Source organism: Rhizobium sp. BG4, assembly GCF_016864575.1.
GTDB lineage: Bacteria > Pseudomonadota > Alphaproteobacteria > Rhizobiales > Rhizobiaceae > Rhizobium.
Window position 1 is genome coordinate 2,068,595 of record NZ_CP044125.1, and the last position, 25,328, is coordinate 2,093,922.

A 25,328-nucleotide genomic window follows, 5' to 3' on the forward strand; every position below is an offset into this window, starting at 1 on the left:
TCAGCCCTCCTTGCCGGCGCCGGATACGGCCTTCGAGAGCGCTCCGCTGACAAGGTCTTCGACACGGATACGGGCTTCGAGCGACTGCTTGAAGGCGGCCGATGCCTGCTTGGCTGCGGGCGGCAGGTCGTTCCATTCGTTGGCGGCGCCCGGCAGGTCACCGTTCTTCACCTTGTCTTCCATGCGGGCGGCGATCGCCTCGACGCTTTCGCCCTCGATGTTGCCGACGGGGCGGACGCTGACCAGCGACTTGGCACTCGACATCAGCCGGTCGGACCAGCTCTGATCCGGGTTCGCCTGGTTTACGGCCTCAACAGCCGACGTAGCGACATCGGGAACCTGGCGGATCAGCTCGGCACGCGAGGGAACGCCTGTCTGCGCGAAGTTGCGCAGATCCTTGACGGCGGGATCGTCAGGCGCGACGCCCGCGAATGTATCGAGTTCGGCGGTGAACGGTCCGCCACGATCGATCGCCGCTTTCAACGCTGCTGCGGCGATTGCCTGCGCGACGGCCACATCCTGGCGCGGTTCGTTGAGCTTCTTCTCGGCTTCGTCGAGACGCTTGGTAATGTCGGCGCCGTTTGACGCCTGCTGTTCGGAGGCCTGGGTGAGCGAGCTCTGGAGCTTAGCCACCTCAGCGGTGAGATCGGCGATCTTCTGGTTGAGAGCCTCGGTCGCAGCCGGGTCGCCGGGCTGGGCAGCCGCGGGCGTCTTGGCGGCGGCCTCCAGGGCGGCGATGCGCTTGTCGAGAGCGTCGTCATCAGGATTGCGCGCGGCTGCGAGATTGGCGATCGACTGCTTCAGGCCGTCGATCTCGGCCGAAAGCTCGCTGTTCTGTTCCGTCTGCGCCGGTTGCTGCGCGGAGCCGGGGAGATAGCCTGCATATTGGATGGCGCCGGCTCCCGCGAGCGCAACGAGGCCGCCGAAAATGCCGGCGGCGATCAGGCCCGAGGTGTTGCCGCCGCGCTGTTGTTGGGGCGGCGGCGACATGGCCGATTCGGTGTGGCGGGGCGCTGGTTCTTCGGCCGGAGCTTCGGGTGCCGATGGCTCTTCGGTGTGTACCGGTTCTTCTACCGCCGCTGCGGCCGATGCGTCTTCCGAAGGCGTCGCTTCCAGCGTTTCCTTCAGCTCATTTGCCGCCTGCTCGTCGGTATCGGCTGCGGCATCGGCAGGGGTGGAGGCGGTATCCTCCTGCTTGGCAAATTCCTGCGCTTCCAGATCGATGGTGACCGGCTTGTCGGTTCTCTTCGAATGGCGTGGCGGGTTTCCCGATACCATGAGGCCCTCATATTTCCTGCATTGCAACGAAACTAGTCAGTGATCCCAGTTAAGGAAAGAGGTTAGATCAAATTTGGGCGGCTAACGCCTTCAAAGAAGCGACAAAAGACTTTGCTCATCCGGCATTGCCGCAATGCGAAGATTTTTCTGCAGCTCGGCCGGAACGGCGGCTGCAACGGCCTCGCTGAGGCAGAGAATGCGGGTGGCGGTCAGCCATTCCGGTAAAGGATTGAAAAATCGGAACAAGGCGATTGCCGTCTCGCGGGAATAGAGAAGGATGACATCCGGCGGCGACTGCTGCATCGTCTCGCGGGCATCGCAGCCCGGAGCAATCTGCTCCATGCGGTAGCATTCGGCGGTGGTCAGCTTGAGGCCGAGCTCGGTGGCGCGCTTTTCGAAGGTTTCCGCCCGCGGTCTTCCGGCGAGATAGGTGACAGCGCCGGTGGTCTCGGCAGCGATCAATTCTGCGAGATCGCCGCCATCGCCGGAGGCTGCCTTGACCGTGACGAAGCCTGCAGCGATTGCCGCTTCGGCCGTGGCGTTGCCGACGGCATAGAGAGGGCGACGGAGGCGGGGTGGCAGCGACGCGGCTTGGTCAGAGAGCGCCCGGATGGCTTCGGCACTGGTGATGGCGATCGGGCCCGATGTCTGCGCAAGGGCGGCCATTGCCGCTGCGCCGTCATGCACAGGTTCGGAGAGCGGCATCATCACGGCCTCATGGCCGCGTTCGCGCAATCGCCGTGCCGTTCGTTCCCCCTGACGCTGCGGGCGGGTGACGAGCACGCGCATGGAGGACTAGCTCCAGTCGTCGAAGAAGGTGGTTCCGGCGCGGGCGCGGACGTCTTGCCCGGCGCGGGCGCCGAGTGCTGCGGCATCGCGGCGGTTGCCGTCGATCGAGATCGCATGCTGGTGGCGGCCATCCGGGGTGATGATCAGGCCGGAGAACTTGATCTGGTCGCCTTCGCAAATCGCGTAGCCGCCGATCGGCGTTCGACAGGAGCCATCGAGGGCGCCGAGGAAGGCGCGCTCGCAGGAGACAGCGTCGAAGGTCGCGGGGTCGTTGATCGCTGCCAGCAGATTATCGATGCGCTCGTCGCCGATGCGGCTTTCGATCGCGATCGCGCCCTGTGCGGGTGCGGGCGGGAAAGTGTCGGGGTCGAGAATGTCGGTGAGCACGTCGACCTTGCCAAGGCGCTTGAGGCCGGCGAGCGCCAAAAGCGTAGCATCGACCTGGCCTTCGGCGAGCTTGCGCAGCCGGGTATCGACAAGGCCGCGAAAAGTGATGACGTTGATATCGGGCCGCATGCGGCGGATCAGCGCCTGGCGGCGCAGCGACGAGGAGCCGACGGTGGCGCCATGCGGCAGGTCGATCAGCTTCGGCGCGGTGCGGCCGACGACGGCATCGCGGATGTCTTCGCGCGGCAGGTAGGCGGAGAGGTAGAGGCCTTCGGGCAGAACGGTCGGCATGTCCTTGGCTGAGTGGACGGCGAAATCCAGTTCGCCGAGCGCCAGTTTTTCTTCCAGTTCCTGGGTGAAAAGCCCCTTGCCGCCGATCTCGGCGAGAGAGCGGTCGGTGATGCGGTCGCCTGTCGTCGTCAGCACGACGATCTCGAACATTTCCTCCGGCAGACCATGCGCAGCCATCAGCCGATCGCGGGCTTCATGGGCTTGGGCAAGCGCCAGCGGGCTGCCCCGCGTGCCGATCCGGAAAGGTTTTGTTTGCATCCGCTTTGATCCGTTGTTACCGGAAGTCTCGTAACCGGGTTTCTTACCCATCGCAATCAACGATCAGGTTTCATGGCTTCCTTTCTACGCATCCTCGGCATCGAAACAAGCTGCGACGAGACCGCGGCGGCGGTGGTCGAACGCGATGCGGACGGCCGCTCGAATGTGCTTTCCGACGTTGTGCTGAGCCAGCTTGACGAGCATAGCGCCTATGGCGGTGTGGTGCCGGAGATTGCCGCACGCGCCCATGTCGAGGCGCTCGATACGTTGATCGAGGAAGCGCTGCAGCGCGCCAATGTGTCGCTGGCCGATGTCGATGCGATCGCCGCGACATCGGGACCAGGGCTGATCGGCGGGCTGCTGGTCGGCCTGATGACCGGCAAGGCGATCGCCAAGGCAGCGGGCAAGCCGCTCTACGCGATCAACCATCTCGAGGGTCACGCGCTGACGGCGCGGCTGACGGATGGGCTTTCCTTTCCCTATCTGATGCTGCTCGTCTCCGGCGGCCATACGCAGCTCATTCTGGTGCGTGGCATCGGCGAGTACGAGCGCTGGGGCACGACGATCGACGATGCGCTGGGTGAGGCCTTTGACAAGACCGCAAAGCTTCTCGGTCTGCCCTACCCCGGTGGGCCGGAGGTGGAGAAGGCCGCGACGAGCGGCAATCCCGACCGCTTCAATTTTCCGCGCCCGCTGGTCGGCGAGGCGCGGCTCGACTTTTCCTTCTCCGGCCTGAAGACCGCGGTGCGTCAGGCGGCAACGGAGATTGCGCCGGTTTCCCAGCAGGATATCGCCGACATCTGCGCCTCGTTCCAGAAGGCCATTTCCCGTACCTTGAAGGATCGCATCGGCCGCGGGCTGCAGCGCTTCAAGGCTGAATTCCCGGATGCAGAAGGCCCGCCGGCGCTGGTCGTGGCAGGCGGCGTTGCGGCAAACCAGGAGGTTCGCGGCACGCTGCAGGCGCTGTGCGACAAGCACGGCTTCCGCTTTATCGCGCCGCCGCTGAGGCTTTGCACCGACAATGCGGTGATGATTGCCTGGGCCGGGCTGGAGCGCATGGCGCTCGGTGTCGCGCCTGATGATCTCGATGTGCAGCCACGCTCACGCTGGCCGCTGGATTCCAATGCCGAGGCGCTAATTAACTACGGAAAACGAGGAGCCAAGGCGTGAGCGAGCGAATTGCAGTCATCGGTGCCGGTGCGTTCGGAACGGCGCTTGCCGCGGTCATCGCGCTCGCCGGGCGCAGCACCGTGACGCTGATCGGCCGCGATCCGGCTCTGATGGCCGATCTTGCTTCAGAGCGGCTGCATGACGCCGTGCTGCCGGGCATTGCCCTGCCTGAGGCGCTGGAATTCTCCGCCGAGCCCGATGCGATCCGCCGGGCAGGCATCGTGCTGTTCGCCATGCCGTCGCAGGCGCAGGCGGATGCGGCGCGCCACTATGGTCCTTACCTGGCTCACGATGCCGTGGTCGTCACCTGCGCCAAGGGGATCGAACGCTCTACCGGTACGCTCTTGACGGATATGCTGGAACGCGAGCTGCCCAATCATCATGTGGCAGTGCTTTCCGGCCCAGGCTTTGCCGCCGATATCGCTAAGGGGCTGCCGACGGCGATGGCGATTGCGGCTGCCGATATGGATGTCGCCGAGCGGCTGGCGCAGGCAGTTTCGGGCCGCACCTTCCGGCTCTATGCGTCCGATGACCGCACCGGCGTGCAGCTGGGAGGTGCCTTGAAGAATGTTCTCGCGATTGCCTGCGGCATCGTCGAAGGCTGCGGCATAGGCGATTCCGCCCGTGCAGCGCTGATTGCCCGTGGCCTGGCCGAAATGTCCCGGCTCGTTGCGGCAAAGGGCGGGCAGGCGGATACGGTGCGGGGGCTTTCCGGCCTTGGCGATCTGGTGCTGACGGCAACCAGCCATCAGTCGCGCAATCTGCGCTTCGGCATCGCGCTCGGGCGCGGAGATAAGGCTGATCCCTCGCATGGCGAGCTGGTCGAGGGCGCTTTCGCGGCCGCCGTCGCGTCGCGGCTCGCGAGAGAGCTCGGCATCGAGATGCCGATCACCGATGCCGTCTCGGCGATCATCGAGGGCAAGCTCGGTATTGCCGAGGCAATCGAACAATTGATGACACGTCCGATCACCACCGAATAGGAGACTGACATGCTTTTCGCCCTTCTCTGCAAGGACAAGCCGGGACATCTGAACGTGCGCATGGAAACGCGCCCAACGCATGTCGAGTATCTCAACAAGCTCAATGCCGAAGGCAAGCTGGCGATCGCTGGCCCGTTCCTTGACGCTGACGGCAAGCCGAATGGCAGCCTGGTGATCGTCAAGGCCGACAGCATTGAAGCCGCCAAGGCACTCGGCGAGGCCGATCCCTATGCAAAGGCCGGCCTGTTCGAGAGCGTCGAGGTGAAGCCCTACAACTGGGTCTTCAACAATCCGGAGGCCTGAGATGGCGCATTGGCTTTACAAGTCCGAGCCTGAGGCATGGTCGTGGGAGCAGCAGAAGGCTGCCGGCGAAAAGGGCACGGAATGGACCGGCGTTCGCAACTACCTGGCGCGCAACAACATGCGGGCCATGCAGATCGGCGACAAGGGCTTCTTTTACCATTCGAATGAGGGGTTGGAGATCGTCGGTATCGTCGAAGTCTGCGCTCTCTCGCATCCCGATTCCAGCGCCAAAGGCGATCCCAAATGGGATTGCGTCGATATCCGCGCCGTGATGGACATGCCGAAGCCGGTGACGCTGAAGGATGTCAAGGCGAGCGAAAAGCTCTCGAAGATGTCGCTGGTGACGTCCATGCGCCTCTCCGTGCAGCCCGTGACCGATGACGAGTGGCTGGAAGTCTGCCGCATGGGCGGGCTCGACAACCCGCCGCGCTGACCGCCTTTGAAGACCGATCCCGAACTCTTCATCCGCGCCAATACCAGCCTGATGGCGCCGCCGCATGTGCCGGAGATCCGGCTGCATCTGGCGAGCGAAGCCCATGAGCTCTGGCTGAAGACGGAAGAGGAGCTTGCCGAGATCGGTCTGCCGCCGCCTTTCTGGGCTTTCGCCTGGGCGGGCGGGCAGGGGCTGGCGCGTTACGTGCTCGATCATCCGGAGCATCTGCGCGGCAAGAGCGTCCTGGATTTTGCGACGGGATCCGGTCTCGTAGCGATCGCCGCCCGCATGGCGGGTGCGGAGAAGGTGCTTGCGGCCGATATCGATCCATGGACGGAAACCGCGGTCCGGCTGAACGCCGCGGCGAATGGCGTTTCGATCGAATTCGAGGGTGCGGACCTGATCGGCTCGATGATCGCTCCCGACGTGCTGCTTGCCGGTGACGTCTTCTATGATCGCGGCTTTGCCGATGCGCTGCTGCCGTGGTTTCAGCGCCTGGCGGCCGGAGGCAAGGATATTCTGGTCGGCGATCCGGGCCGTGCTTATCTGCCGAAAGACAGGCTGGAATTCTGCGCGGTCTATGAAGTGCCAGTCACCCGGGCGCTCGAGGATAGCGAAGTCAAGAAGACGACCGTCTGGCGCTTCAGGGCCTGATCACGCAGACATTGGCCTCGTATTCGCAAGGGTCGTCCTGCACGGCGACGTCGATGATCTTTGCCTTGGGAGCGACGGTCGCGGTCTGCGGCGCGCCATAGATCGTATAACCGCTGGCGCCGATATAGGTGCCGCCATCGACGTCATAGGCGTAGGAACCGGCATAGGTGCCGTTGTATGCAGGGCCTGTCACCTGCGGGGCGGCCGCATTGAAGCTGCGGATGCTGTAGCCGTTGGCAACCGGGGAGAACTGGCGAAGGCGGACATAGCGGTTGTGGCCATGGCGGCGATCGCGATCGCCATACCATTGATTGCCGCCCGTCCAGTGAACTATGCCGCGATCACGATGCGGGAAACGTTCGCCCGCGGCGGCAGGCAGCGCCATAAGGGCGCCGAGCATGAGCGGAATGACTTTCGAAAAACGCGTGACCATCGGATGTCTTCCTCGCAAAATGCGATCGTTAACAAATCGTTAACGGCAGCTTGCGTCAAAACTTTCTGCATGTCCACTTGAGCGATGAAAAATCAGGATAAAATCTGAGCGGCGCGGGCCAGTTTTGCTCTGCAGCAACTTCCCGGTAACGCGAATCGATTAAATTAAAAAGCGGACAGCAATTGTGCTTGTCGTCCGGGGGTTCGGTGATTAAACGTCGCCATTGATGCAACGCACACAGACAATTTTGTCGTTCCTGTGGTTGCCTTGATATGCTCCGAATTCCGGAAGCGCAGAGAAGACGCCGCGAGGTTCTGATGGCGAATGTGACAAATAACCGGCCCCTGTCGCCGCATTTGCAAATTTACAAACCAATCCCCACCATGGTCATGTCGATCGTTCACCGCATTACCGGTGGCGCTCTCTATGTCGGCACGCTGCTGATCGCCTGGTGGCTGATTGCAGCCGCGACCGGCCAGTCAAATTACGACTGGGCCAACTGGGTGCTCGGCAGCATCATCGGCAAGCTCGTGCTGCTCGGCTACACCTGGGCGCTGATCCACCACATGCTCGGCGGCTTCCGCCACTTCATGTGGGACCTCGGCCACGGCTTCGGCAAGGAATTCTCCACCAAGCTCGCCATCGCCAATCTGATCGGATCGCTCTGTCTGACCGCGCTGGTCTGGGTGATCGGCTTCGTCATTCGTTAAAAGGTCGCTCTCATGGATATGCGTACCCCCCTGGGTAAGGTTCGCGGCCTCGGCTCCGCCAAGGAAGGCACCGATCACTTCTGGCGCCAGCGTGTGACCGCGGTCGCCAACGTGCCGCTGTTTCTGTTCTTCATCATCTTCATGCTGATTCACGCCGGCCAGCCCTATGCGGAGGTGGTTCACGCCCTGTCGAACCCGTTCGTCGCCGTCATCATGGGCCTGATGATCATCTCGGGCGTCATTCACATGAAGCTCGGCATGCAGGTCATCATCGAGGACTATGTTCATTCCGAATGGCTGAAGATCATCAGCCTGATGCTGAACACGTTCTTCTCGATACTGATCGCCGGCCTCTGTCTCTTCGCCATTCTGAAAATTGCATTCGTAGGATAACCGTATCATGGCACCCTCTTCACCCGCTCAGAATGGGAAGGCCTACAAGTACGTCGACCACTCTTATGATGTGATCGTCGTCGGCGCCGGTGGCGCCGGTCTGCGCGCCACGCTCGGCATGGCAGAGCAGGGCTTCCGCACCGCCTGCATCACCAAGGTATTCCCGACGCGTTCGCACACTGTTGCCGCCCAGGGCGGCATTGCCGCGTCGCTGCAGAACATGACGCCGGATAGCTGGCAGTGGCACCTTTACGACACCGTCAAGGGTTCCGACTGGCTCGGCGACGTCGATGCCATGCAGTATCTCACCATGGAAGCGCCGAAGGCGGTCTATGAGCTCGAGCATTACGGCGTGCCGTTCTCGCGCAACGAGGAAGGCAAGATCTACCAGCGCCCGTTCGGCGGCCACATGCAGAATTTCGGCGAGGGACCGCCGGTACAGCGTACCTGCGCCGTCGCCGACCGCACCGGCCACGCCATCCTGCACACGCTCTATGGCCAGTCGCTGCGAAACAATGCTGAATTCTTCATCGAGTATTTCGCGCTCGATCTGATCATGTCGGAAGACGGCAGCCGCTGCACCGGCGTCGTTGCTTGGAACCTCGATGACGGCACGATCCATCGCTTCGCCGCCAAGATGGTGGTGCTGGCGACCGGCGGTTACGGCCGCGCCTATTTCTCGGCAACGTCGGCCCATACGTGCACCGGCGACGGCGGTGGCATGGTTGCCCGCGCCGGCCTGCCGCTGCAGGATATGGAATTCGTCCAGTTCCACCCGACCGGCATCTACGGTTCCGGCTGTCTGATCACGGAAGGCGCACGCGGTGAAGGCGGCTACCTCGTCAACTCCGAGGGTGAGCGCTTCATGGAACGCTACGCACCGTCGGCCAAGGACCTTGCCTCGCGTGACGTCGTCTCGCGCTGCATGACGCTGGAAATCCGCGAAGGCCGCGGCGTCGGCAAGAACAAGGACCACATCTTCCTGCATCTCGACCATCTCGATCCGGCCGTTCTGCATGAGCGCCTGCCGGGCATTTCCGAGAGCGCCAAGATCTTCGCCGGCGTCGACGTGACGCGCGAGCCGATCCCGGTTCTGCCGACCGTCCACTACAATATGGGCGGCATCCCGACCAACTATTGGGGCGAAGTGCTGAATGCCGACAGCAATAACCCTGAGCGGATCATTCCGGGCCTGATGGCTGTCGGTGAAGCGGGCTGCGCCTCGGTGCACGGCGCCAACCGTCTCGGCTCCAACTCGCTGATCGACCTCGTGGTCTTCGGCCGCGCCGCCGCAATCCGCGCCGGCGAGGTTATCGACCGCGCAGCGCCCGTCCCGCATCTCAACGTCGCTGCCTGCGACAAGATCATGGACCGCTTCGACGGCCTGCGCCACGCCAGCGGCGGTACGCCGACGGCGGTACTGCGTGAAAAGATGCAGCGCGCCATGCAGGAAGACGCCGCCGTCTTCCGCACGCAGGAATCGCTGGAATCCGGTTGCCAGCGCATTTCGGCGATTTGGGGCGAGATGAAGGACATCAAGGTCACCGACCGCTCGATGATCTGGAACTCCGACCTCGTCGAAACGCTTGAGCTGCAGAACCTGATGGCCAACGCCATCACGACGATCTACGGCGCCGAGGCCCGTAAGGAAAGCCGCGGCTCGCATGCGCGCGAAGACTATACGGAAGGCGCATTCGCCGGCCGCGACGACGTCAACTGGCGCAAGCACACGCTTGCCTGGGTCAACGAGGCAGGCGACGTCAAGCTCGACTACCGCCCGGTTCACACCGAGCTGATTGCAGACGGCATCGATCCCAAGAAGATCGCGCCGAAGGCTCGCGTGTATTAAGAGGAACTGGACATGGTTGAACTCGCTCTCCCCAAGAACTCCCAGATGCGCGAAGGCAAGGTGTGGCCGAAGCCTGCCGGTGCCAAGAACACCCGCGAATTCCGCGTCTATCGCTGGAGCCCGGATGACGGCCAGACGCCGTCGATCGATACGTTCTATATCGATATCGACGATTGCGGCCCGATGGTTCTCGACGGTCTGCTCTACATCAAGAACAAGATCGACCCGACGCTGACGCTGCGCCGCTCCTGCCGCGAAGGTATCTGCGGTTCCTGCGCCATGAATATCGACGGCACGAATACGCTGGCCTGCACCAAGGGTCTCGACGACATCAAGGGTACGGTCAAGATCTATCCGCTGCCGCATATGCCTGTCGTCAAGGACCTGGTTCCGGACCTTTCCAACTTCTATGCCCAGCACCGCTCGATCGAGCCCTGGCTGAAGACGGTCTCGCCGACGCCGGCGAAGGAATGGAAGCAGAGCCACGAAGACCGCCAGAAGCTGGACGGCCTCTACGAGTGCATTCTCTGCGCCTGCTGCTCGACCTCCTGTCCGAGCTACTGGTGGAACGGCGACCGTTATCTCGGTCCGGCTGTTCTGCTGCAGGCCTATCGCTGGCTGATCGACAGCCGCGACGAAGCAACCGGCGAGCGCCTCGACAATCTCGAGGATCCGTTTCGCCTGTACCGCTGCCACACGATCATGAACTGCGCGCAGACCTGCCCGAAGGGCCTGAACCCGGCAAAGGCAATCGCCGAGATCAAGAAGATGATGGTCGAGCGCCGCGTCTGACGGCAAATCGAACGGCGCCGCTTGCGGCGCCGTTTTTCTTCCGGTGGCCGGTCAAACCGGGGAAGAATGCGCGGTCATCACCTTGATGACAAATTCTGCCTTCAGAAGTCCTTCCGCACGGCTTGAATTGCCTCTGTTCCGGCTTAGGTCCTGTCACGGGCAATTTACGGCTGTGCCGACTTGATTAACCAAAGTGAAATACGTTAATTCGAAAATTAGTCCGATGACTATTTTTGATGCGGCAAAGCGAATATTCGGGAGCCTCAAGATGCAGTTGCGATATGCGATGACAGGTGTGGCGGTTGTTCTGTCACTCGCTGGCTGCCAGCGTACGGCCTATGACAATGCGAGTTACAGCAGCCAGCCGGCGCCGCTGACGGCGCAGCCCGTGCCGTCGGTGCAGGGCGGCCAGCTTCCCCCTCCGGGCGGCGCATCGCAGTTCCCGGCCGCACCGAGCGCGGCGCCTGCCGCTCCGGCAGCCCCGGGCGCCATGGCCGCAAACGCTCTCGATGTCACCAAGGAATCGATGGTCGGCAGCTGGCGCGTCAACGGCAGCTGCGACATGTTCCTGACGCTGACCAACCTCGGCAGCGGCTCGCGCGGCGGTACGCGCGGTTGCGCCGGCGAACTGACGGCGATGGGTTCCTGGGAAGTGTCCGGCAAGCAGGTTCTGCTCAAGGACCGCAGCGGCAACCAGATCGGCAGCGTTTACAAGACCGCCGACAACAGCTTCTCCGGCCAGACCAGCGGCGGCCAGGCAATCACCCTCAGCCGGTAATTCATCCGGCGGCGGGTCCGCCGGCCACGCATAGGCGGATTTGCTCTCATGCAGCCAATGCCAGACTACGCCCTGAGCGTCAGCGAACAATTGAAGTCGCTGACGGCCAACGGTGATTTGCAGGTCGATTCCGCACAGATGGACGTGGCGAAAAACCTGGACCGGGTTCTTTCGCAGCTGAAGCAGCGCCGCCCCGCCGCCAAGTCCAGCGCTCTCGGCTGGCTGTTTGCTTCCAAGAAGAAGACCGAACAGGGGATCAAGGGTCTCTACATCCATGGCAGCGTCGGCCGCGGCAAGACGATGCTGATGGACATGTTCTTCGGCATGGCGCCCTGCAAAAAGAAGCGCCGGGCGCATTTCCACGAATTCATGGCCGATGTGCATAACCGCATCGCGGCGCACCGGCAGAAGCTGAAGGACGGCGAAACCAAGCAGGCGGATCCAATGCCGCCGGTCGCGGCCTCCCTTTATGACGAGGCCGAGCTTCTCTGCTTCGACGAGTTCACGGTCACCGACATTGCCGATGCGATGATCCTGTCGCGGCTGTTCTCAGAGCTTTTTGCCCGCGGCTGCGTGCTGATCGCGACGTCGAATGTCGAGCCCGACAATCTCTACAAGGATGGCCTCAACCGCGGCCTCTTCCTGCCCTTCGTCGAGCTTCTGAAGAAGAATGTCGACGTCGTGACGCTCGACTCCCCGACGGATTACCGGATGGAGAAGCTGAACAGCCAGCCCGTCTATCTGACGCCGATCGACGGGCGGACTGATATGGCAATGGATGCGTCCTGGACGCAGATGCTGCATGGTCGCAAGGCGCAACCGCTCGAAATTCCGATGAAGGGCCGGTCGATCCATGTGCCGCTCGCCGTCGACCGGATGGCGCGCTTCGCCTTCAACGATCTCTGCGACAAGCCGCTTGGCGCCGCCGATTTCCTGGCGATCGCCGCGCGTTTCGACACGATCTTCGTCGATCGCATTCCGCTGCTCGGACCCGACCGGCGAAATCAGGCCAAGCGCTTCATCATTCTCGTCGATACCCTATATGACCATGGCGTGCGGCTTCATGCTTCCGCCGCGGCCATGCCCGAGGACCTGCTGACCGAACGCAGGGGCACCGAGGGGTTCGAATTCGATCGTACGGCATCGCGTCTCTTCGAGATGCGGAGCGCGGAATATCTTGCGCTGCATCATCAGAAGACCGCTGCCGAGTAACACTTTAGTGACAATTTATCTTACGTTTACGTAAGAATTTTGATATCTAAACGATTGAAAATGCTACACCAAAAATAACACGTTGCCATTTTTTGGCTTTAGGTCTATGCGATTGCGGCATTGGACGACGCCGCCGCGCGCCGCCCGACCGATTATATTCGCAAAGGAAAAGCGAAATGGCGCGTAATAAGATCGCACTCATTGGTTCTGGCATGATTGGTGGCACGCTGGCGCATCTCGCCGGTCTCAAGGAGCTCGGCGACATCGTTCTGTTCGACATTGCCGACGGCATTCCGCAGGGCAAGGGCCTCGACATCTCCCAGTCGTCTCCGGTCGAAGGCTTCGACGTCAACCTGACCGGCGCCAGCGATTACTCGGCGATCGAAGGTGCTGACGTCTGCATCGTCACCGCAGGTGTCGCCCGCAAGCCGGGCATGAGCCGCGACGATCTTCTCGGCATCAACCTGAAGGTCATGGAGCAGGTCGGCGCCGGCATCAAGAAGTATGCCCCGAATGCTTTTGTCATCTGCATCACCAACCCGCTCGACGCGATGGTCTGGGCTCTGCAGAAGTTCTCCGGCCTTCCGGCCAACAAGGTCGTCGGCATGGCCGGCGTTCTGGACAGCTCGCGCTTCCGCCTGTTCCTCTCGAAGGAATTCAACGTTTCCGTTCAGGACGTCACCGCCTTCGTTCTCGGCGGCCACGGCGACACGATGGTTCCGCTCGCCCGCTACTCGACCGTTGGCGGCATCCCGCTGACCGACCTCGTCACCATGGGTTGGGTCACCAAGGAACGCCTCGAAGAAATCATCCAGCGTACCCGTGACGGCGGCGCAGAAATCGTCGGCCTGCTGAAGACCGGCTCGGCCTACTACGCCCCGGCCGCTTCGGCGATCGAAATGGCTGAGTCCTACCTCAAGGACAAGAAGCGCGTTCTGCCCTGCGCAGCGCAGCTGACCGGCCAGTACGGCGTCAAGGACATGTATGTCGGCGTTCCTACGGTCATCGGTGCTGGCGGCGTCGAGCGCGTCATCGAAATCGACCTGAACAAGGCCGAAAAGGAAGCCTTCGACAAGTCGGTGGCTGCTGTCGCCGGCCTTTGCGAAGCCTGCATCAACATTGCGCCTGCGCTGAAGTAATTCCCGCGCGCCCCCACGCAATTCAAACAGGAATAGATCCATGAATATTCATGAATATCAGGCCAAGGCTCTCTTGAAGGGCTACGGCGCGCCGGTCGCAAGTGGCGTGCCGATCCTCAAGGTCGAGGAAGCCGAAGCGGCTGCCAAGTCGCTTCCCGGCCCGCTCTATGTCGTCAAGAGCCAGATTCATGCTGGTGGCCGCGGTAAGGGCAAGTTCAAGGAACTCGGCCCCGACGCCAAGGGCGGCGTTCGCCTTGCAAAGTCGATCGACGAAGTCGTCGCTCACGCCAAGGAAATGCTCGGCAACACGCTGGTCACGGCGCAGACGGGCGAAGCCGGCAAGCAGGTCAACCGTCTCTACATCGAAGACGGCGCCGACATTGCTCGCGAACTTTATTGCTCGCTGCTCGTCGATCGCTCGGTCGGCCAGGTTGCCTTCGTCGTTTCGACCGAAGGCGGCATGGACATCGAAGCCGTTGCCCACGACACGCCCGAGAAGATCCACACGATCGCCATCAACCCGGAAACCGGCGTGACGGCTGCCGACGTGGCTGCGATCTCGAAGGCCCTGCAGCTCGACGGCGCTGCCGCCGAAGATGCGAAGTCGTTGTTCCCGGCGCTCTACAAGGCCTTCAACGAGAAGGACATGGCTCTTCTCGAGGTCAACCCGCTGATCGTCATGAAGGATGGCCATCTGCGCGTCCTCGACGCCAAGATGTCCTTCGACGGCAACGCGCTGTTCCGCCATGACGACGTCAAGGCGCTCCGCGACGAGACCGAAGAAGACGCCAAGGAAATCGAAGCCTCCAAGTGGGACCTCGCCTACGTTGCCCTCGACGGCAACATCGGCTGCATGGTCAACGGCGCAGGCCTCGCCATGGCGACGATGGACATCATCAAGCTGTACGGCAAGGAGCCGGCAAACTTCTGCGACGTCGGCGGTGGCGCCGGCAAGGAGAAGGTGGCTGCAGCTTTCAAGATCATCACTGCCGACCCCAAGGTCGAAGGCATTCTCGTCAACATCTTCGGCGGCATCATGAAGTGCGATGTCATCGCTGAAGGCGTCGTGGCTGCCGTGCAGGAAGTCGGCCTGAAGGTTCCGCTCGTCGTTCGCCTCGAAGGCACCAATGTCGAGCTCGGCAAGAAGATCCTGAACGAGTCGGGTCTGGCGATCACGGCGGCTGACGATCTCGACGATGCCGCGAAGAAGATCGTCGCGGCGATCAACGCCTAATTTGAGGACCTGATAGATGTCTATTCTCGTAAACAAGAATACCAAGGTTCTCGTTCAGGGCCTGACCGGCAAGACCGGCACCTTCCACACCGAACAGGCTCTCGCCTACTACGGCACGCAGATGGTTGGCGGTATCCACCCGAAGAAGGGTGGCGAAACCTGGACCGGCTCGAAGGGCGAAAGCCTGCCGATCTTCGCATCGGTTGCCGAAGCCAAGGAACGCACCGGCGCTGACGCATCGGTCATCTACGTTCCGCCGGCAGGCGCAGCAGACGCGATCATCGAGGCAATCGACGCCGAGATCCCGTTCATCACCTGCATCACCGAAGGCATCCCCGTCATGGACATGGTCCGCGTCAAGGCTCGCCTCGACCGCTCCAAGTCGCGCCTGCTCGGCCCGAACTGCCCGGGTATCCTGACGCCGGAAGAATGCAAGATCGGCATCATGCCGGGCTCGATCTTCCGCAAGGGTTCGGTCGGTATCGTTTCGCGCTCCGGCACGCTGACCTATGAAGCCGTCTTCCAGACCTCGAACGAAGGCCTCGGCCAGACGACGGCTGTCGGCATCGGCGGCGACCCGGTCAAGGGCACCGAATTCATCGACGTGCTCGAGATGTTCCTGGCCGACGAAGCCACGACCTCGATCATCATGATCGGCGAAATCGGCGGCTCGGCTGAAGAAGACGCGGCCCAGTTCCTCGAGGATGAAGCCAAGAAGGGCCGCAAGAAGCCGATGGCCGGCTTCATCGCCGGCCGTACCGCTCCGAAGGGCCGCACCATGGGTCACGCCGGCGCGGTCGTTTCCGGCGGCAAGGGCGATGCTGAATCGAAGATCGCTGCCATGGAATCGGCAGGCATCAAGGTGTCGCCTTCTCCGGCCCGCCTCGGCAAGACGCTGGTTGAAGTCCTCAAGGGCTGATCCGACATGAGACCCGGGCGGCGGACTGCATCTGCCTCCTCCGCCCGGCTGACCTTTCGAATGCAGATGTGCCGCGGACAGGCGGCAAATGGAAATGCGGCAGCCGGCGAGATGGCCGGCAAACTCATCTTAGTCAGGAGGCGGGCGGAAGCGTCCGCATAACACCATGGCACGGCAAGAAGCCAACGAGCAGTTTCAGATCACTTCGTTTCTGGATGGCGCAAACGCTGCTTATATCGAGCAGCTCTACGCCCGTTATGAAGAGGATCCGTCATCGGTCGACGAACAGTGGCGCACCTTCTTCAAGGCGCTCGACGACGATCCCGCTGATGTGAAGAAGGCGGCCAAGGGTGCATCCTGGCGCAAGAAGCACTGGCCGATCCCGGCCGGTGGCGATCTCGTCTCGGCGCTCGACGGCGACTGGGGCATCGTCGAGAAGGCCATCGAGACCAAGGTGAAGGCGAAGGCCGAAGCCGCAGGCAAGCCGGCGGAAGCCGCCGACGTCCTGCAGGCGACGCGCGATTCCGTCCGCGCCATCATGATGATCCGTGCCTACCGCATGCGCGGCCACCTGCATGCCAAGCTCGACCCGCTCGGTATCGCGGCTCCGGTTGAAGATTACCACGAGCTGTCGCCCGAAAATTACGGCTTCACGGCCGCCGATTACGATCGCAAGATCTTCATCGACAACGTTCTCGGCCTCGAATACGCGACCATTCGCGAGATGATCGAGATCCTCGAGCGCACCTATTGCTCGACGCTCGGCGTCGAGTTCATGCACATCTCCAATCCGGAAGAGAAGGCCTGGATTCAGGAACGTATCGAAGGTCCGGACAAGGGCGTGGCGTTCACCCCGAGGGCAAGAAGGCGATCCTGCAGAAGGTCATCGAAGCCGAAGGCTACGAGCAGTTCCTCGACGTCAAGTTCAAGGGCACCAAGCGTTTCGGTCTCGACGGCGGTGAATCGCTGATCCCGGCTCTGGAGCAGATCCTGAAGCGCGGCGGCAATCTCGGCCTCAAGGAAGCCGTGTTCGGCATGGCCCACCGCGGCCGCCTGAACGTGCTTTCGCAGGTCATGGGCAAGCCGCACCGCGCCATCTTCCACGAGTTCAAGGGCGGCTCCTACGCGCCTGACGAAGTCGAAGGTTCCGGCGACGTGAAGTACCATCTCGGCGCTTCCTCCGACCGCGAATTCGACGGCAACAAGGTTCACGTTTCGCTGACGGCAAACCCGTCGCACCTTGAAATCGTCGACCCGGTCGTCATGGGCAAGGCCCGCGCCAAGCAGGACATGGGCGCCACCGTCTGGGACGGCGACACCATTCCGCTGTCCGAGCGCTCCAAGGTTCTGCCGCTGCTGATCCACGGTGATGCGGCCTTCGCCGGCCAGGGTGTCATCGCTGAAATCCTCGGCCTCTCCGGCCTGCGCGGTCACCGCGTTGCCGGTACGATGCACGTCATCATCAACAACCAGATCGGCTTTACCACGAACCCGGCCTTCTCGCGTTCGTCGCCCTATCCGTCCGACGTCGCCAAGATGATCGAAGCGCCGATCCTGCACGTCAACGGCGATGACCCGGAAGCGGTCGTCTACGGCGCCAAGGTTGCCATGGAATTTCGCATGAAGTTCCACAAGCCTGTCGTCCTCGACATGTTCTGCTACCGCCGCTACGGCCACAACGAAGGCGACGAGCCGTCCTTCACGCAGCCGAAGATGTACAAGGTCATCCGCGGCCACAAGACCGTGCTGCAGATCTATGCCGAGCGCCTGATCGGCGAAGGCCTGCTGACCGAAGGCGAAGTCGAAAAGATGAAGGCCGACTGGCGCGCCCATCTCGAGCAGGAGTTCGAGGCCGGCCAGAGCTACAAGCCGAACAAGGCCGACTGGCTGGACGGCGAGTGGTCGGGCCTGCGCACGGCCGACAATGCCGACGAGCAGCGCCGCGGCAAGACTGCCGTTCCGATGAAGCAGCTGAAGGAAATCGGCCGCAAGCTCTCCGAAATTCCGGAAGGCTTCCACGCGCACCGCACCATCCAGCGTTTCATGGAAAACCGCGCCAACATGATCCAGACGGGCGAGAATCTCGACTGGGCAATGGCGGAAGCTCTGGCGTTCGGCTCGCTGGTCACGGAAGGCCACAAGATCCGGCTGTCGGGTCAGGATTGCGAACGCGGCACCTTCTCGCAGCGTCACTCGGTCCTCTACGATCAGGAAACGGAAGAGCGCTACATCCCGCTCGCCAACCTGTCGCCGACCCAGGCCCGCTACGAAGTCATCAACTCGATGCTTTCGGAAGAAGCGGTTCTCGGGTTCGAATACGGCTACTCGCTGGCCCGCCCGAATGCGCTGACCCTCTGGGAAGCCCAGTTCGGCGACTTCGCCAACGGTGCACAGGTCGTGTTCGACCAGTTCATTTCGTCGGGCGAACGCAAGTGGCTGCGAATGTCCGGTCTCGTCTGCCTTCTGCCGCATGGCTATGAAGGTCAGGGTCCGGAGCACTCCTCGGCACGCCTGGAGCGCTTCCTCCAGCTCTGCGCCGAAGACAACATGCAGGTCGCCAACGTCACGACGCCGTCGAACTACTTCCATATCCTTCGCCGTCAGCTGAAGCGCGACTTCCGCAAGCCGCTCGTGCTGATGACGCCGAAGTCGCTGCTGCGCCACAAGCGTGCGGTTTCGACCCTGGCTGAGATGGCCGGCGAGTCTTCCTTCCACCGTCTCCTGTGGGACGATGCCGAGGTCATCAAGGACGGCCCGATCAAGCTGCAGAAGGATGCCAAGATTCGCCGCGTCGTGCTCTGCACCGGCAAGGTCTATTACGACCTGCTCGAAGAGCGCGAAAAGCGCGGCATCGACGACATCTACCTGCTGCGCGTCGAACAGCTCTATCCGTTCCCGGCAAAGGCGCTCATCAACGAGCTGAGCCGCTTCCGGAATGCGGAAATGGTCTGGTGCCAGGAAGAGCCGAAGAACATGGGTGCATGGTCGTTCATCGACCCGTATCTGGAATGGGTTCTCGCCCATATCGATGCGAAGTATCAGCGCGTCCGTTACACGGGCCGCCCGGCCGCCGCTTCGCCGGCAACGGGCCTGATGTCCAAGCACCTGTCGCAGCTTGCCGCATTCCTTGAGGATGCGCTGGGCGGCTGACCCTCGAAACGAACAACGATCGAAACAAACTGATCAACGGAAACTAAAATCATGGCCACAGAAATCCGCGTTCCAACTCTTGGTGAGTCCGTCAGCGAGGCGACAGTCGGCACCTGGTTCAAGAAGGTCGGCGATGCCATCAAGGCAGACGAGCCGATCCTCGAGCTTGAAACCGACAAGGTGACCATCGAAGTCCCGGCTCCGGCCTCCGGCACGCTGTCCGAAATCGTTGCCCAGGCCGGTGAAACCGTCGGCCTCGGCGCGCTGCTCGGCCAGATTGCCGAAGGTGCCGCCGCTGCAGCCCCGGCTGCCGCGCCCGCCGCTGCCGCTCCGGCCAAGGTTGCCGAACCGGTTGCTGCTGCACCGGCTGCACCGGCTTCCGCACCGTCCTCCATGCCGCCGGCTCCGGCTGCTGCAAAGATGCTCGCTGAAAACAACATCTCGGCGGAGCAGGTCGATGGTTCCGGCAAGCGTGGCCAGGTCCTGAAGGGCGATGTCATCGCTGCCGTTGCCAAGGGTGTATCGGCTCCGGCTGCTGCACCGGCCGCCCCGGTTGCCGCCCGCGCACCTTCGACCGTCGAAGACGCCGGCCGCGAAGAGCGCGTGAAGATGACGCGTCTGCGCCAGACGATCGCGAAGCGCCTGAAGGACGCCCAGAACACGGCTGCCATGCTGACCACCTATAACGAGGTGGACATGAAGGCTGTCATGGACCTGCGCGCCAAGTACAAGGACGTCTTCGAAAAGAAGCATGGCGTGAAGCTCGGCTTCATGGGCTTCTTCACCAAGGCCGTGACCCACGCGCTGAAGGAACTCCCGGCCGTCAACGCCGAGATCGACGGCACCGACATCATCTACAAGAACTTCTGCCACGTCGGCATGGCTGTCGGCACGGATAAGGGTCTTGTCGTCCCGGTCATCCGTGACGCCGACCAGATGTCGATCGCCGAGATCGAAAAGGAACTCGGCCGTCTTGCAAAGTCTGCACGCGACGGTTCGCTGTCGATGGCCGACATGCAGGGTGGCACGTTCACGATCACCAACGGTGGCGTCTACGGCTCGCTGATGTCCTCGCCGATCCTGAACGCACCGCAGTCGGGCATCCTCGGCATGCACAAGATCCAGGACCGTCCTGTGGTCGTCGGCGGCCAGATCGTCATCCGTCCGATGATGTATCTCGCGCTCTCCTACGATCACCGTATCGTTGACGGCAAGGAAGCAGTCACCTTCCTCGTTCGCGTCAAGGAAAGCCTGGAAGATCCGGAGCGTCTGGTTCTCGATCTCTAAGCGGAGCAAATCCGATGCGGAACCGGATCAAGCAGGCGGCATTGGCGCTTTTGTGCGCAGCCGCAGTGCATCTTCCGGTTCCGGCTTCCGCTGCCGCTTGGGATATCTCCAAGGCGAGCAGCAATTTCGACCTGGTCTCGCTGGATGATGCAGCACTTGCCGAGCGCAAGATCACCACGGTGAAGATGGGCGATGTGCAGCTGACATCCGGCCGTATCATCGCCGCCGATCCGCTGGCCCAGCCTGACCGTCCTGCCTTTGTCAGGACCGTGCCTCCGGGCAATTATCCCGTGACCCTCTATCAGGCCTTCGGCCGCGTTGCCGCCGCAAGCATGCGCTTCGGTGACGGCCAGCCGGTTCGCTGGGAGATGGCGGCGATCCCCGGGCAGGACCCGGCGAGCCTGAAGGACGACGAGATCTTCGGCTATCCTGTCGATGCCGGCCTCGGCTCCTACATGGATGCCGATACGCTGAAGCTCTTGGAAGAGCGCGCAGAGACCGCGCAAGCGGCAAAGCCGGACGCGGATGTGAACTACTACGACATCATCGCCCCCGAGCTCGATGCCAACGGCGGGCGCTATGCGCTGCATTCGCCGGTATCGGGAAAGCCGGGTAATGTCGCGATCTTCTGGAGCGGCTGGGGCGACGGCTTCTATCCGGTTTTCTGGGGACTGGCCGAAGACGGTCATCCGCTGGTTATGCTGACGGACTTTTATGTGATCGAGAATTCCGACGGGCGGAAGGAGCCGGTGGCGCAATGAGCAAGAAAGCCAGCCTTGCAGCCCTGTTTGCAGTTTCTGCCCTAATCCTGCCTGATATCGCGGCAGCGGCGGATTGCCTGCAGTCGCATGCCGTCTATGCCGATCGCGATGGCATCTACCAGCTGAAATTTCAGCCGCTGAATTCCGACGCAGCCGCCGCCAACAACCAGTTCAAGATGACCGTCAAGGACAGCGATGCTGTGCTCGACGGCTATGTCATGCCTTCGGAAGACCCGACGCGGACGATCGGTATGGTGATGTTCCATTGCCCGGACGGTGATGCGACGGGTGCCGATCTCGATGCCTGCACGATCTGGCAGGGACCTGTCTACGGCGTCGATGCCAAGGGCGTGATCGACAATCTTCCGGCTGAGAAGGCTAATGCCGTCGACAGCATCGTGCTTCCGGCGATCGGTCCCGCGCTCCGCGATTCCACCATCCTCGGCGAAGGCAAGCAGGTTGCCGCGCCCTGGGATGTCTTCGCTTTTAAGGAATGCACGAAATGAGCGGCGCACCTGTTCTCCTCGTCACCGGCGGAAGCCGTGGCATCGGTGCCGCGGTCTGCAGGCTTGCTGCAAGCCAGGGATGGCGCGTGGCCGTCAACTACGCATCGAACAGGGACGCTGCCGATGCTGTTGTTAGTGACATCGTCAGCCAGGGCGGCGAAGCCTTTGCCGTCAAGGGCGATGTCGGCAATGCGGCCGATATCACCGCAATGTTCGCAGCCGTCGACAAGCATTTCGGCCGTCTCGATGGTCTCGTCAACAATGCCGGTATCGTCGATCAGCCGCAGCGGGTCGATGAGATGAGCGTCGAGCGCATCGAGCGGATGATGCGCATCAACATCACCGGTTCGGTTCTCTGCGCTGCAGAGGCGGTGCGCCGCATGTCCACCCGTCACGGCGGCAAGGGTGGCTCGATCGTCAACATCTCCTCGATGGCGGCGATCATCGGATCGCCGTCGCAATATGTCGATTACGCAGCCTCCAAGGCAGCGATCGACACGTTCACGATCGGTTTGGCGCGCGAAGTCGCGACGGAGGGCGTGCGCGTGAATGCTATCCGGCCGGGTATCATCGACACCGATATTCATGCATCCGGCGGCCTGCCGGATCGCGCCAAGGACATGGCGCCTTCCATTCCGATGCAGCGGCCGGGAACGGCTGGTGAGGTCGCGGATGCGGTGCTTTATCTTCTCTCTTCGAATTCTTCCTATGTGACCGGCGCCATCATGAATGTGAGCGGCGGGCGCTAGGCATTTCCATTTCCTGACCAACGGACAAACAAAAGGAAAAGAACAATGGCTTACGATGTGATCGTTATCGGAACCGGCCCTGGCGGTTATGTCGCGGCAATCAAGGCCGCGCAGCTCGGCCTGAAGGTTGCGGTCGTCGAAAAGCGCGCGACCTACGGCGGCACCTGCCTCAATGTCGGCTGCATTCCGTCCAAGGCGTTGCTGCATGCCTCCGAGATGTTCCATCAGGCTGCTCACGGCATGGACGCCCTCGGCATCGAGGTCGCGGCTCCGAAGCTCAATCTCGAAAAGATGCTGGCGCATAAGGATGCGACCGTGAAGTCGAACGTCGATGGCGTCGCCTTCCTGTTCAAGAAGAACAAGATCGATGCCTTCCAGGGCACCGGCAAGATCGTCTCCGCCGGCAAGGTTTCCGTCACCGCCGAAGACGGCAAGGTGCAGGAACTCGAAGCCAAGAACATCGTCATCGCCACCGGCTCAGACGTCGCCGGCATCCCGGGCGTCAAGGTCGATATCGACGAGAAGATCATCGTCTCCTCGACCGGCGCGATCGCGCTTGAGAAGGTGCCGGAGACGATGATCGTCGTCGGCGGCGGCGTCATCGGCCTCGAGCTTGGCTCGGTCTGGTCGCGCCTCGGCGCCAAGGTCACCGTCATCGAGTATCTCGACAAGATCCTCGGCGCGATGGATGGCGACGTCTCCAAGCAGTTCCAGCGTATGCTCGGCAAACAGGGCATCGAGATCAATCTCAGCGCCAAGGTTACCGGCGTCGAGAAGGGCGGCAAGGGCGCGAAAGTTACCTTCGAACCGGTCAAGGGTGGTGACGCCCAGACTGTTGAAGCCGATGTCGTGCTGATCTCCACCGGCCGCGTACCGTACACCGCCGGCCTCGGCCTCGAGGAAGCAGGCGTCAAGCTCGACAACCGCGGCCGCGTCGAAATCGACGGTCACTTCAAGACCAATGTCGATGGCATCTATGCGATCGGCGACGTCGTGAAGGGTCCGATGCTGGCGCACAAGGCTGAAGACGAAGGCGTGGCGCTCGCCGAAATCCTCGCCGGCCAGCACGGCCATGTAAATTACGACGTCATCCCGAGCGTCGTCTACACCCAGCCGGAAGTCGCTTCCGTCGGCAAGACCGAGGAAGAACTGAAGGCTGCAGGCATCGCCTACAAGACCGGCAAGTTCCCCTTCACCGCCAACGGCCGCGCCCGCGCCATGCTGGCGACCGACGGCTTCGTGAAGATCCTGTCGGACAAGGAAACCGACCGCGTTCTCGGCGGCCACATCGTCGGCTTCGGCGCCGGCGAGATGATCCACGAGATCGCCGTTCTCATGGAATTCGGCGGCTCCGCCGAAGACCTCGGCCGCACCTGCCATGCGCATCCGACGATGTCGGAAGCCGTGAAGGAAGCTGCGCTGGCGGCGTTCTTCAAGCCGATCCACATGTGAGATCGGTAGCTGGTTAGTATGAAGCCGCGGCCTGAGAGGGCCGCGGCTTTTTTGTGCCTGGCGTTTTGGGCCTTAGCCGGCAGCTCGAGCCCGGAGCCCCCTCACCCTGCCCTCTCCCCGCGGGGGAGAGGGAAGTTGGCGCAAGGGGCACCCTCGACTTTCCCTTCTCCCCAACGGGGAGAAGGTGGCCCGAAGGGCCGGATGAGGGGGCCGCGGGTATGGTGGCGCGCGCGCGTCTCTTCGGCCCAAGGGCCTGGGCCGGCTGGATTCCTGTGACGAGCACAGGAATGAGGGTGAGTTTGGGATTTGAGACCTGTAGCCTTCCGGCTCAGTTCACCGCAGTGACCGTAAAGCCCTGCTGACGCAGCAGCTCGATGACGCCCTTGTCGCCCGGCAGGTGCAGGGCGCCGACGGCCATGAAGACGTTGCCGGCGGCGAGGATGGGGGCGGCGCGGTCGGCCATGACCTTGTTGCGGTCGAGGATGATGCGCTGCTCGAAGGCGGCATAGTCGCCGTCACCGCCTTCTTCGGGGAGACGGTCTTCAGCATCGGGATGGTCATGCCGACGTTGCCCGAGAGGTAGAGGTCGGTCATGGTCTCGACGACGTCGTTCATCTTCGGGCCGAGTTCCAGCGTTTCGATCAGCGACTTCAGATGAAACTCCATCGGCAGCTCGGCCATGGCCTGCAGCTGCTCGGCAAGGGTTTCCAGACCCTTGACCTGCTTGCCTTCCTTGACTGCGTCGGCAGCGATCTTCTGGTCGAGGAACTGGACGCCCTTGGCCTTGCGGGCGATTTCGCAGGCGGGGAGGGCCACGGCGCTGGCGATCATCCACGGGCGCATGCGCGAAACGGCCGCGAGCGGAATGCCGCGCTGCTTCAGGCCCGCGTCGAGGCGGGCGTAATCTTCCGGCGACAGCAGCTTCTGGATCGTCGTGCCGTCGGTGAACATCGTCAGATCGGGACGGGCGAGCAGGGCGGCCGCGGCCTTCTTCTCGTCGAGGATTTCGTCGGATTCGATGACGATCGTATCGGCGTTGTCGTGGGCCGTCTGGGCGTAGGCAGGCAGGTTCAGGACGCGCGGGTCGGTGACATGCATGCTGCCGAGCAGCCAGGACGGCTTCAGGCCCGGTTTCTCGATCTTCCAGAAGATGCCCTTGCCGTTCGGCACGGCATCGGCTTCCTTGACGACTTGGGCGTAGCGGGCGGGATCGGACTGTTTCAGCTCGGCCATCAGGTCCTTGCCGGAGCAGCTGTTGTCCGCAGCCGCGGCAGGCGTGACCGAGAAGAGGACGGCGAGCAGCGATGCGGCGAGCAGCATGTGGAAAGCTGCGATCAGCCAGAGCAGGATATTGCCCGGCTGCGCAATCTCAAATCTGCGGTGGCCGATGGAAATCGTCATGATGGGTTCCGCTCGCTATG

At 62.4% G+C, this 25,328-nt stretch carries 23 protein-coding genes and 2 pseudogenes; 20 read left to right on the forward strand and 5 right to left on the reverse strand.

Annotated elements, in window-relative coordinates; translation table 11 throughout:
* The 3 genes from F2982_RS10565 to hemC all read right to left on the reverse strand — a co-directional run bounded on the left by F2982_RS10565 (position 1) and on the right by hemC (position 3,003).
* Positions 1-1,278 (reverse strand): COG4223 family protein, encoded by a 1,278-nt coding sequence (locus F2982_RS10565; RefSeq protein ID WP_203427782.1) that lies wholly within the window; start codon positions 1,276-1,278, stop codon positions 1-3.
* A gap of 90 nt (positions 1,279-1,368) precedes the next feature.
* Positions 1,369-2,067 (reverse strand): uroporphyrinogen-III synthase, encoded by a 699-nt coding sequence (locus F2982_RS10570; RefSeq protein ID WP_203427783.1) that lies wholly within the window; start codon positions 2,065-2,067, stop codon positions 1,369-1,371.
* 6 nt (positions 2,068-2,073) lie between these two features.
* Entirely contained in the window at positions 2,074-3,003 is a 930-nt protein-coding gene (hemC, locus tag F2982_RS10575; protein ID WP_203427784.1) for a hydroxymethylbilane synthase, read from the reverse strand.
* Positions 3,004-3,075: 72 nt separating this feature from the next.
* Here hemC and tsaD point away from each other — a divergent pair, with 72 nt between their 5' ends.
* The 5 genes from tsaD to F2982_RS10600 are packed head-to-tail and all read left to right on the forward strand — an operon-like array spanning position 3,076 to position 6,543.
* Positions 3,076-4,173, forward strand: coding sequence for a tRNA (adenosine(37)-N6)-threonylcarbamoyltransferase complex transferase subunit TsaD (gene tsaD / locus F2982_RS10580; protein WP_203427785.1), 1,098 nt, complete (start codon positions 3,076-3,078; stop codon positions 4,171-4,173).
* Positions 4,170-5,153, forward strand: a complete 984-nt coding sequence (locus F2982_RS10585) for an NAD(P)H-dependent glycerol-3-phosphate dehydrogenase (protein WP_203427786.1) — start codon at positions 4,170-4,172, stop codon at positions 5,151-5,153. Before tsaD ends, F2982_RS10585 begins: the two co-directional genes overlap by 4 nt.
* Before the next feature lie 9 nt (positions 5,154-5,162).
* The gene (locus F2982_RS10590) at positions 5,163-5,456 is read left to right on the forward strand and encodes a YciI-like protein (RefSeq protein WP_130283271.1); all 294 of its coding nucleotides are present in this window, start codon (positions 5,163-5,165) and stop codon (positions 5,454-5,456) included.
* 1 nt (position 5,457) lies between these two features.
* The gene (locus tag F2982_RS10595) at positions 5,458-5,889 is read left to right on the forward strand and encodes an EVE domain-containing protein (RefSeq protein ID WP_112718469.1); all 432 of its coding nucleotides are present in this window, start codon (positions 5,458-5,460) and stop codon (positions 5,887-5,889) included.
* A 6-nt stretch (positions 5,890-5,895) separates the two neighbouring features.
* Entirely contained in the window at positions 5,896-6,543 is a 648-nt protein-coding gene (locus tag F2982_RS10600; RefSeq protein WP_203427787.1) for a methyltransferase, read from the forward strand.
* On the opposite strand, the gene F2982_RS10605 is transcribed toward F2982_RS10600, so the two are convergent.
* A complete protein-coding gene (locus tag F2982_RS10605; protein WP_203427788.1) occupies positions 6,533-6,976 on the reverse strand; it encodes a hypothetical protein in 444 nt (147 codons plus the stop codon). The genes F2982_RS10600 and F2982_RS10605 overlap by 11 nt on opposite strands.
* Before the next feature lie 317 nt (positions 6,977-7,293).
* Between F2982_RS10605 and sdhC the strand changes: the two genes are divergently transcribed.
* The 15 genes and pseudogenes from sdhC to lpdA all read left to right on the forward strand — a co-directional run bounded on the left by sdhC (position 7,294) and on the right by lpdA (position 23,907).
* A complete protein-coding gene (gene sdhC, locus F2982_RS10610; RefSeq protein ID WP_203427789.1) occupies positions 7,294-7,686 on the forward strand; it encodes a succinate dehydrogenase, cytochrome b556 subunit in 393 nt (130 codons plus the stop codon).
* 12 nt (positions 7,687-7,698) lie between these two features.
* Positions 7,699-8,079 (forward strand): succinate dehydrogenase, hydrophobic membrane anchor protein, encoded by a 381-nt coding sequence (sdhD, locus tag F2982_RS10615; RefSeq protein WP_203427790.1) that lies wholly within the window; start codon positions 7,699-7,701, stop codon positions 8,077-8,079.
* A 7-nt stretch (positions 8,080-8,086) separates the two neighbouring features.
* Complete coding sequence (gene sdhA / locus F2982_RS10620; protein ID WP_130283281.1) at positions 8,087-9,928, forward strand: succinate dehydrogenase flavoprotein subunit; 1,842 nt, start codon at positions 8,087-8,089, stop codon at positions 9,926-9,928.
* Positions 9,929-9,940: 12 nt separating this feature from the next.
* Positions 9,941-10,720, forward strand: coding sequence for a succinate dehydrogenase iron-sulfur subunit (locus F2982_RS10625; protein ID WP_112517747.1), 780 nt, complete (start codon positions 9,941-9,943; stop codon positions 10,718-10,720).
* Between the two features lie 268 nt (positions 10,721-10,988).
* Positions 10,989-11,498: a protease inhibitor Inh/omp19 family protein gene (locus F2982_RS10630; RefSeq protein ID WP_199627870.1), complete on the forward strand. Its 510-nt coding sequence runs from the start codon at positions 10,989-10,991 to the stop codon at positions 11,496-11,498.
* Positions 11,499-11,546: 48 nt separating this feature from the next.
* Complete coding sequence (gene zapE / locus F2982_RS10635) at positions 11,547-12,710, forward strand: cell division protein ZapE (protein WP_203427791.1); 1,164 nt, start codon at positions 11,547-11,549, stop codon at positions 12,708-12,710.
* 176 nt (positions 12,711-12,886) lie between these two features.
* On the forward strand, positions 12,887-13,849 hold the full coding sequence (gene mdh / locus F2982_RS10640; protein ID WP_112385778.1) for a malate dehydrogenase: 963 nt from the start codon (positions 12,887-12,889) through the stop codon (positions 13,847-13,849).
* A 40-nt stretch (positions 13,850-13,889) separates the two neighbouring features.
* Positions 13,890-15,083 carry an ADP-forming succinate--CoA ligase subunit beta gene (gene sucC, locus F2982_RS10645; RefSeq protein WP_112717924.1) on the forward strand — a complete coding sequence of 398 codons (1,194 nt, stop codon included), beginning with the start codon at positions 13,890-13,892 and terminating at the stop codon, positions 15,081-15,083.
* Between the two features lie 16 nt (positions 15,084-15,099).
* On the forward strand, positions 15,100-16,002 hold the full coding sequence (gene sucD / locus F2982_RS10650; RefSeq protein ID WP_203427792.1) for a succinate--CoA ligase subunit alpha: 903 nt from the start codon (positions 15,100-15,102) through the stop codon (positions 16,000-16,002).
* A gap of 166 nt (positions 16,003-16,168) precedes the next feature.
* Positions 16,169-19,152 (forward strand): annotated as a pseudogene (locus F2982_RS10655) (2-oxoglutarate dehydrogenase E1 component).
* Positions 19,153-19,203: 51 nt separating this feature from the next.
* A complete protein-coding gene (gene odhB, locus F2982_RS10660) occupies positions 19,204-20,439 on the forward strand; it encodes a 2-oxoglutarate dehydrogenase complex dihydrolipoyllysine-residue succinyltransferase (protein WP_203427793.1) in 1,236 nt (411 codons plus the stop codon).
* A gap of 14 nt (positions 20,440-20,453) precedes the next feature.
* The gene (locus tag F2982_RS10665) at positions 20,454-21,200 is read left to right on the forward strand and encodes a DUF4241 domain-containing protein (protein ID WP_203427794.1); all 747 of its coding nucleotides are present in this window, start codon (positions 20,454-20,456) and stop codon (positions 21,198-21,200) included.
* Positions 21,197-21,706, forward strand: a complete 510-nt coding sequence (locus F2982_RS10670; RefSeq protein WP_203427795.1) for a hypothetical protein — start codon at positions 21,197-21,199, stop codon at positions 21,704-21,706. Before F2982_RS10665 ends, F2982_RS10670 begins: the two co-directional genes overlap by 4 nt.
* Complete coding sequence (locus tag F2982_RS10675) at positions 21,703-22,455, forward strand: SDR family oxidoreductase (protein ID WP_203427796.1); 753 nt, start codon at positions 21,703-21,705, stop codon at positions 22,453-22,455. Before F2982_RS10670 ends, F2982_RS10675 begins: the two co-directional genes overlap by 4 nt.
* 45 nt (positions 22,456-22,500) lie before the next feature.
* Positions 22,501-23,907: a dihydrolipoyl dehydrogenase gene (gene lpdA, locus F2982_RS10680; RefSeq protein WP_203427797.1), complete on the forward strand. Its 1,407-nt coding sequence runs from the start codon at positions 22,501-22,503 to the stop codon at positions 23,905-23,907.
* Positions 23,908-24,235: 328 nt separating this feature from the next.
* Here the strand turns inward: lpdA and F2982_RS10685 are convergent.
* A pseudogene (locus tag F2982_RS10685) lies at positions 24,236-25,308 on the reverse strand (TraB/GumN family protein).
* Positions 25,309-25,328: the final 20 nt, after the last annotated feature.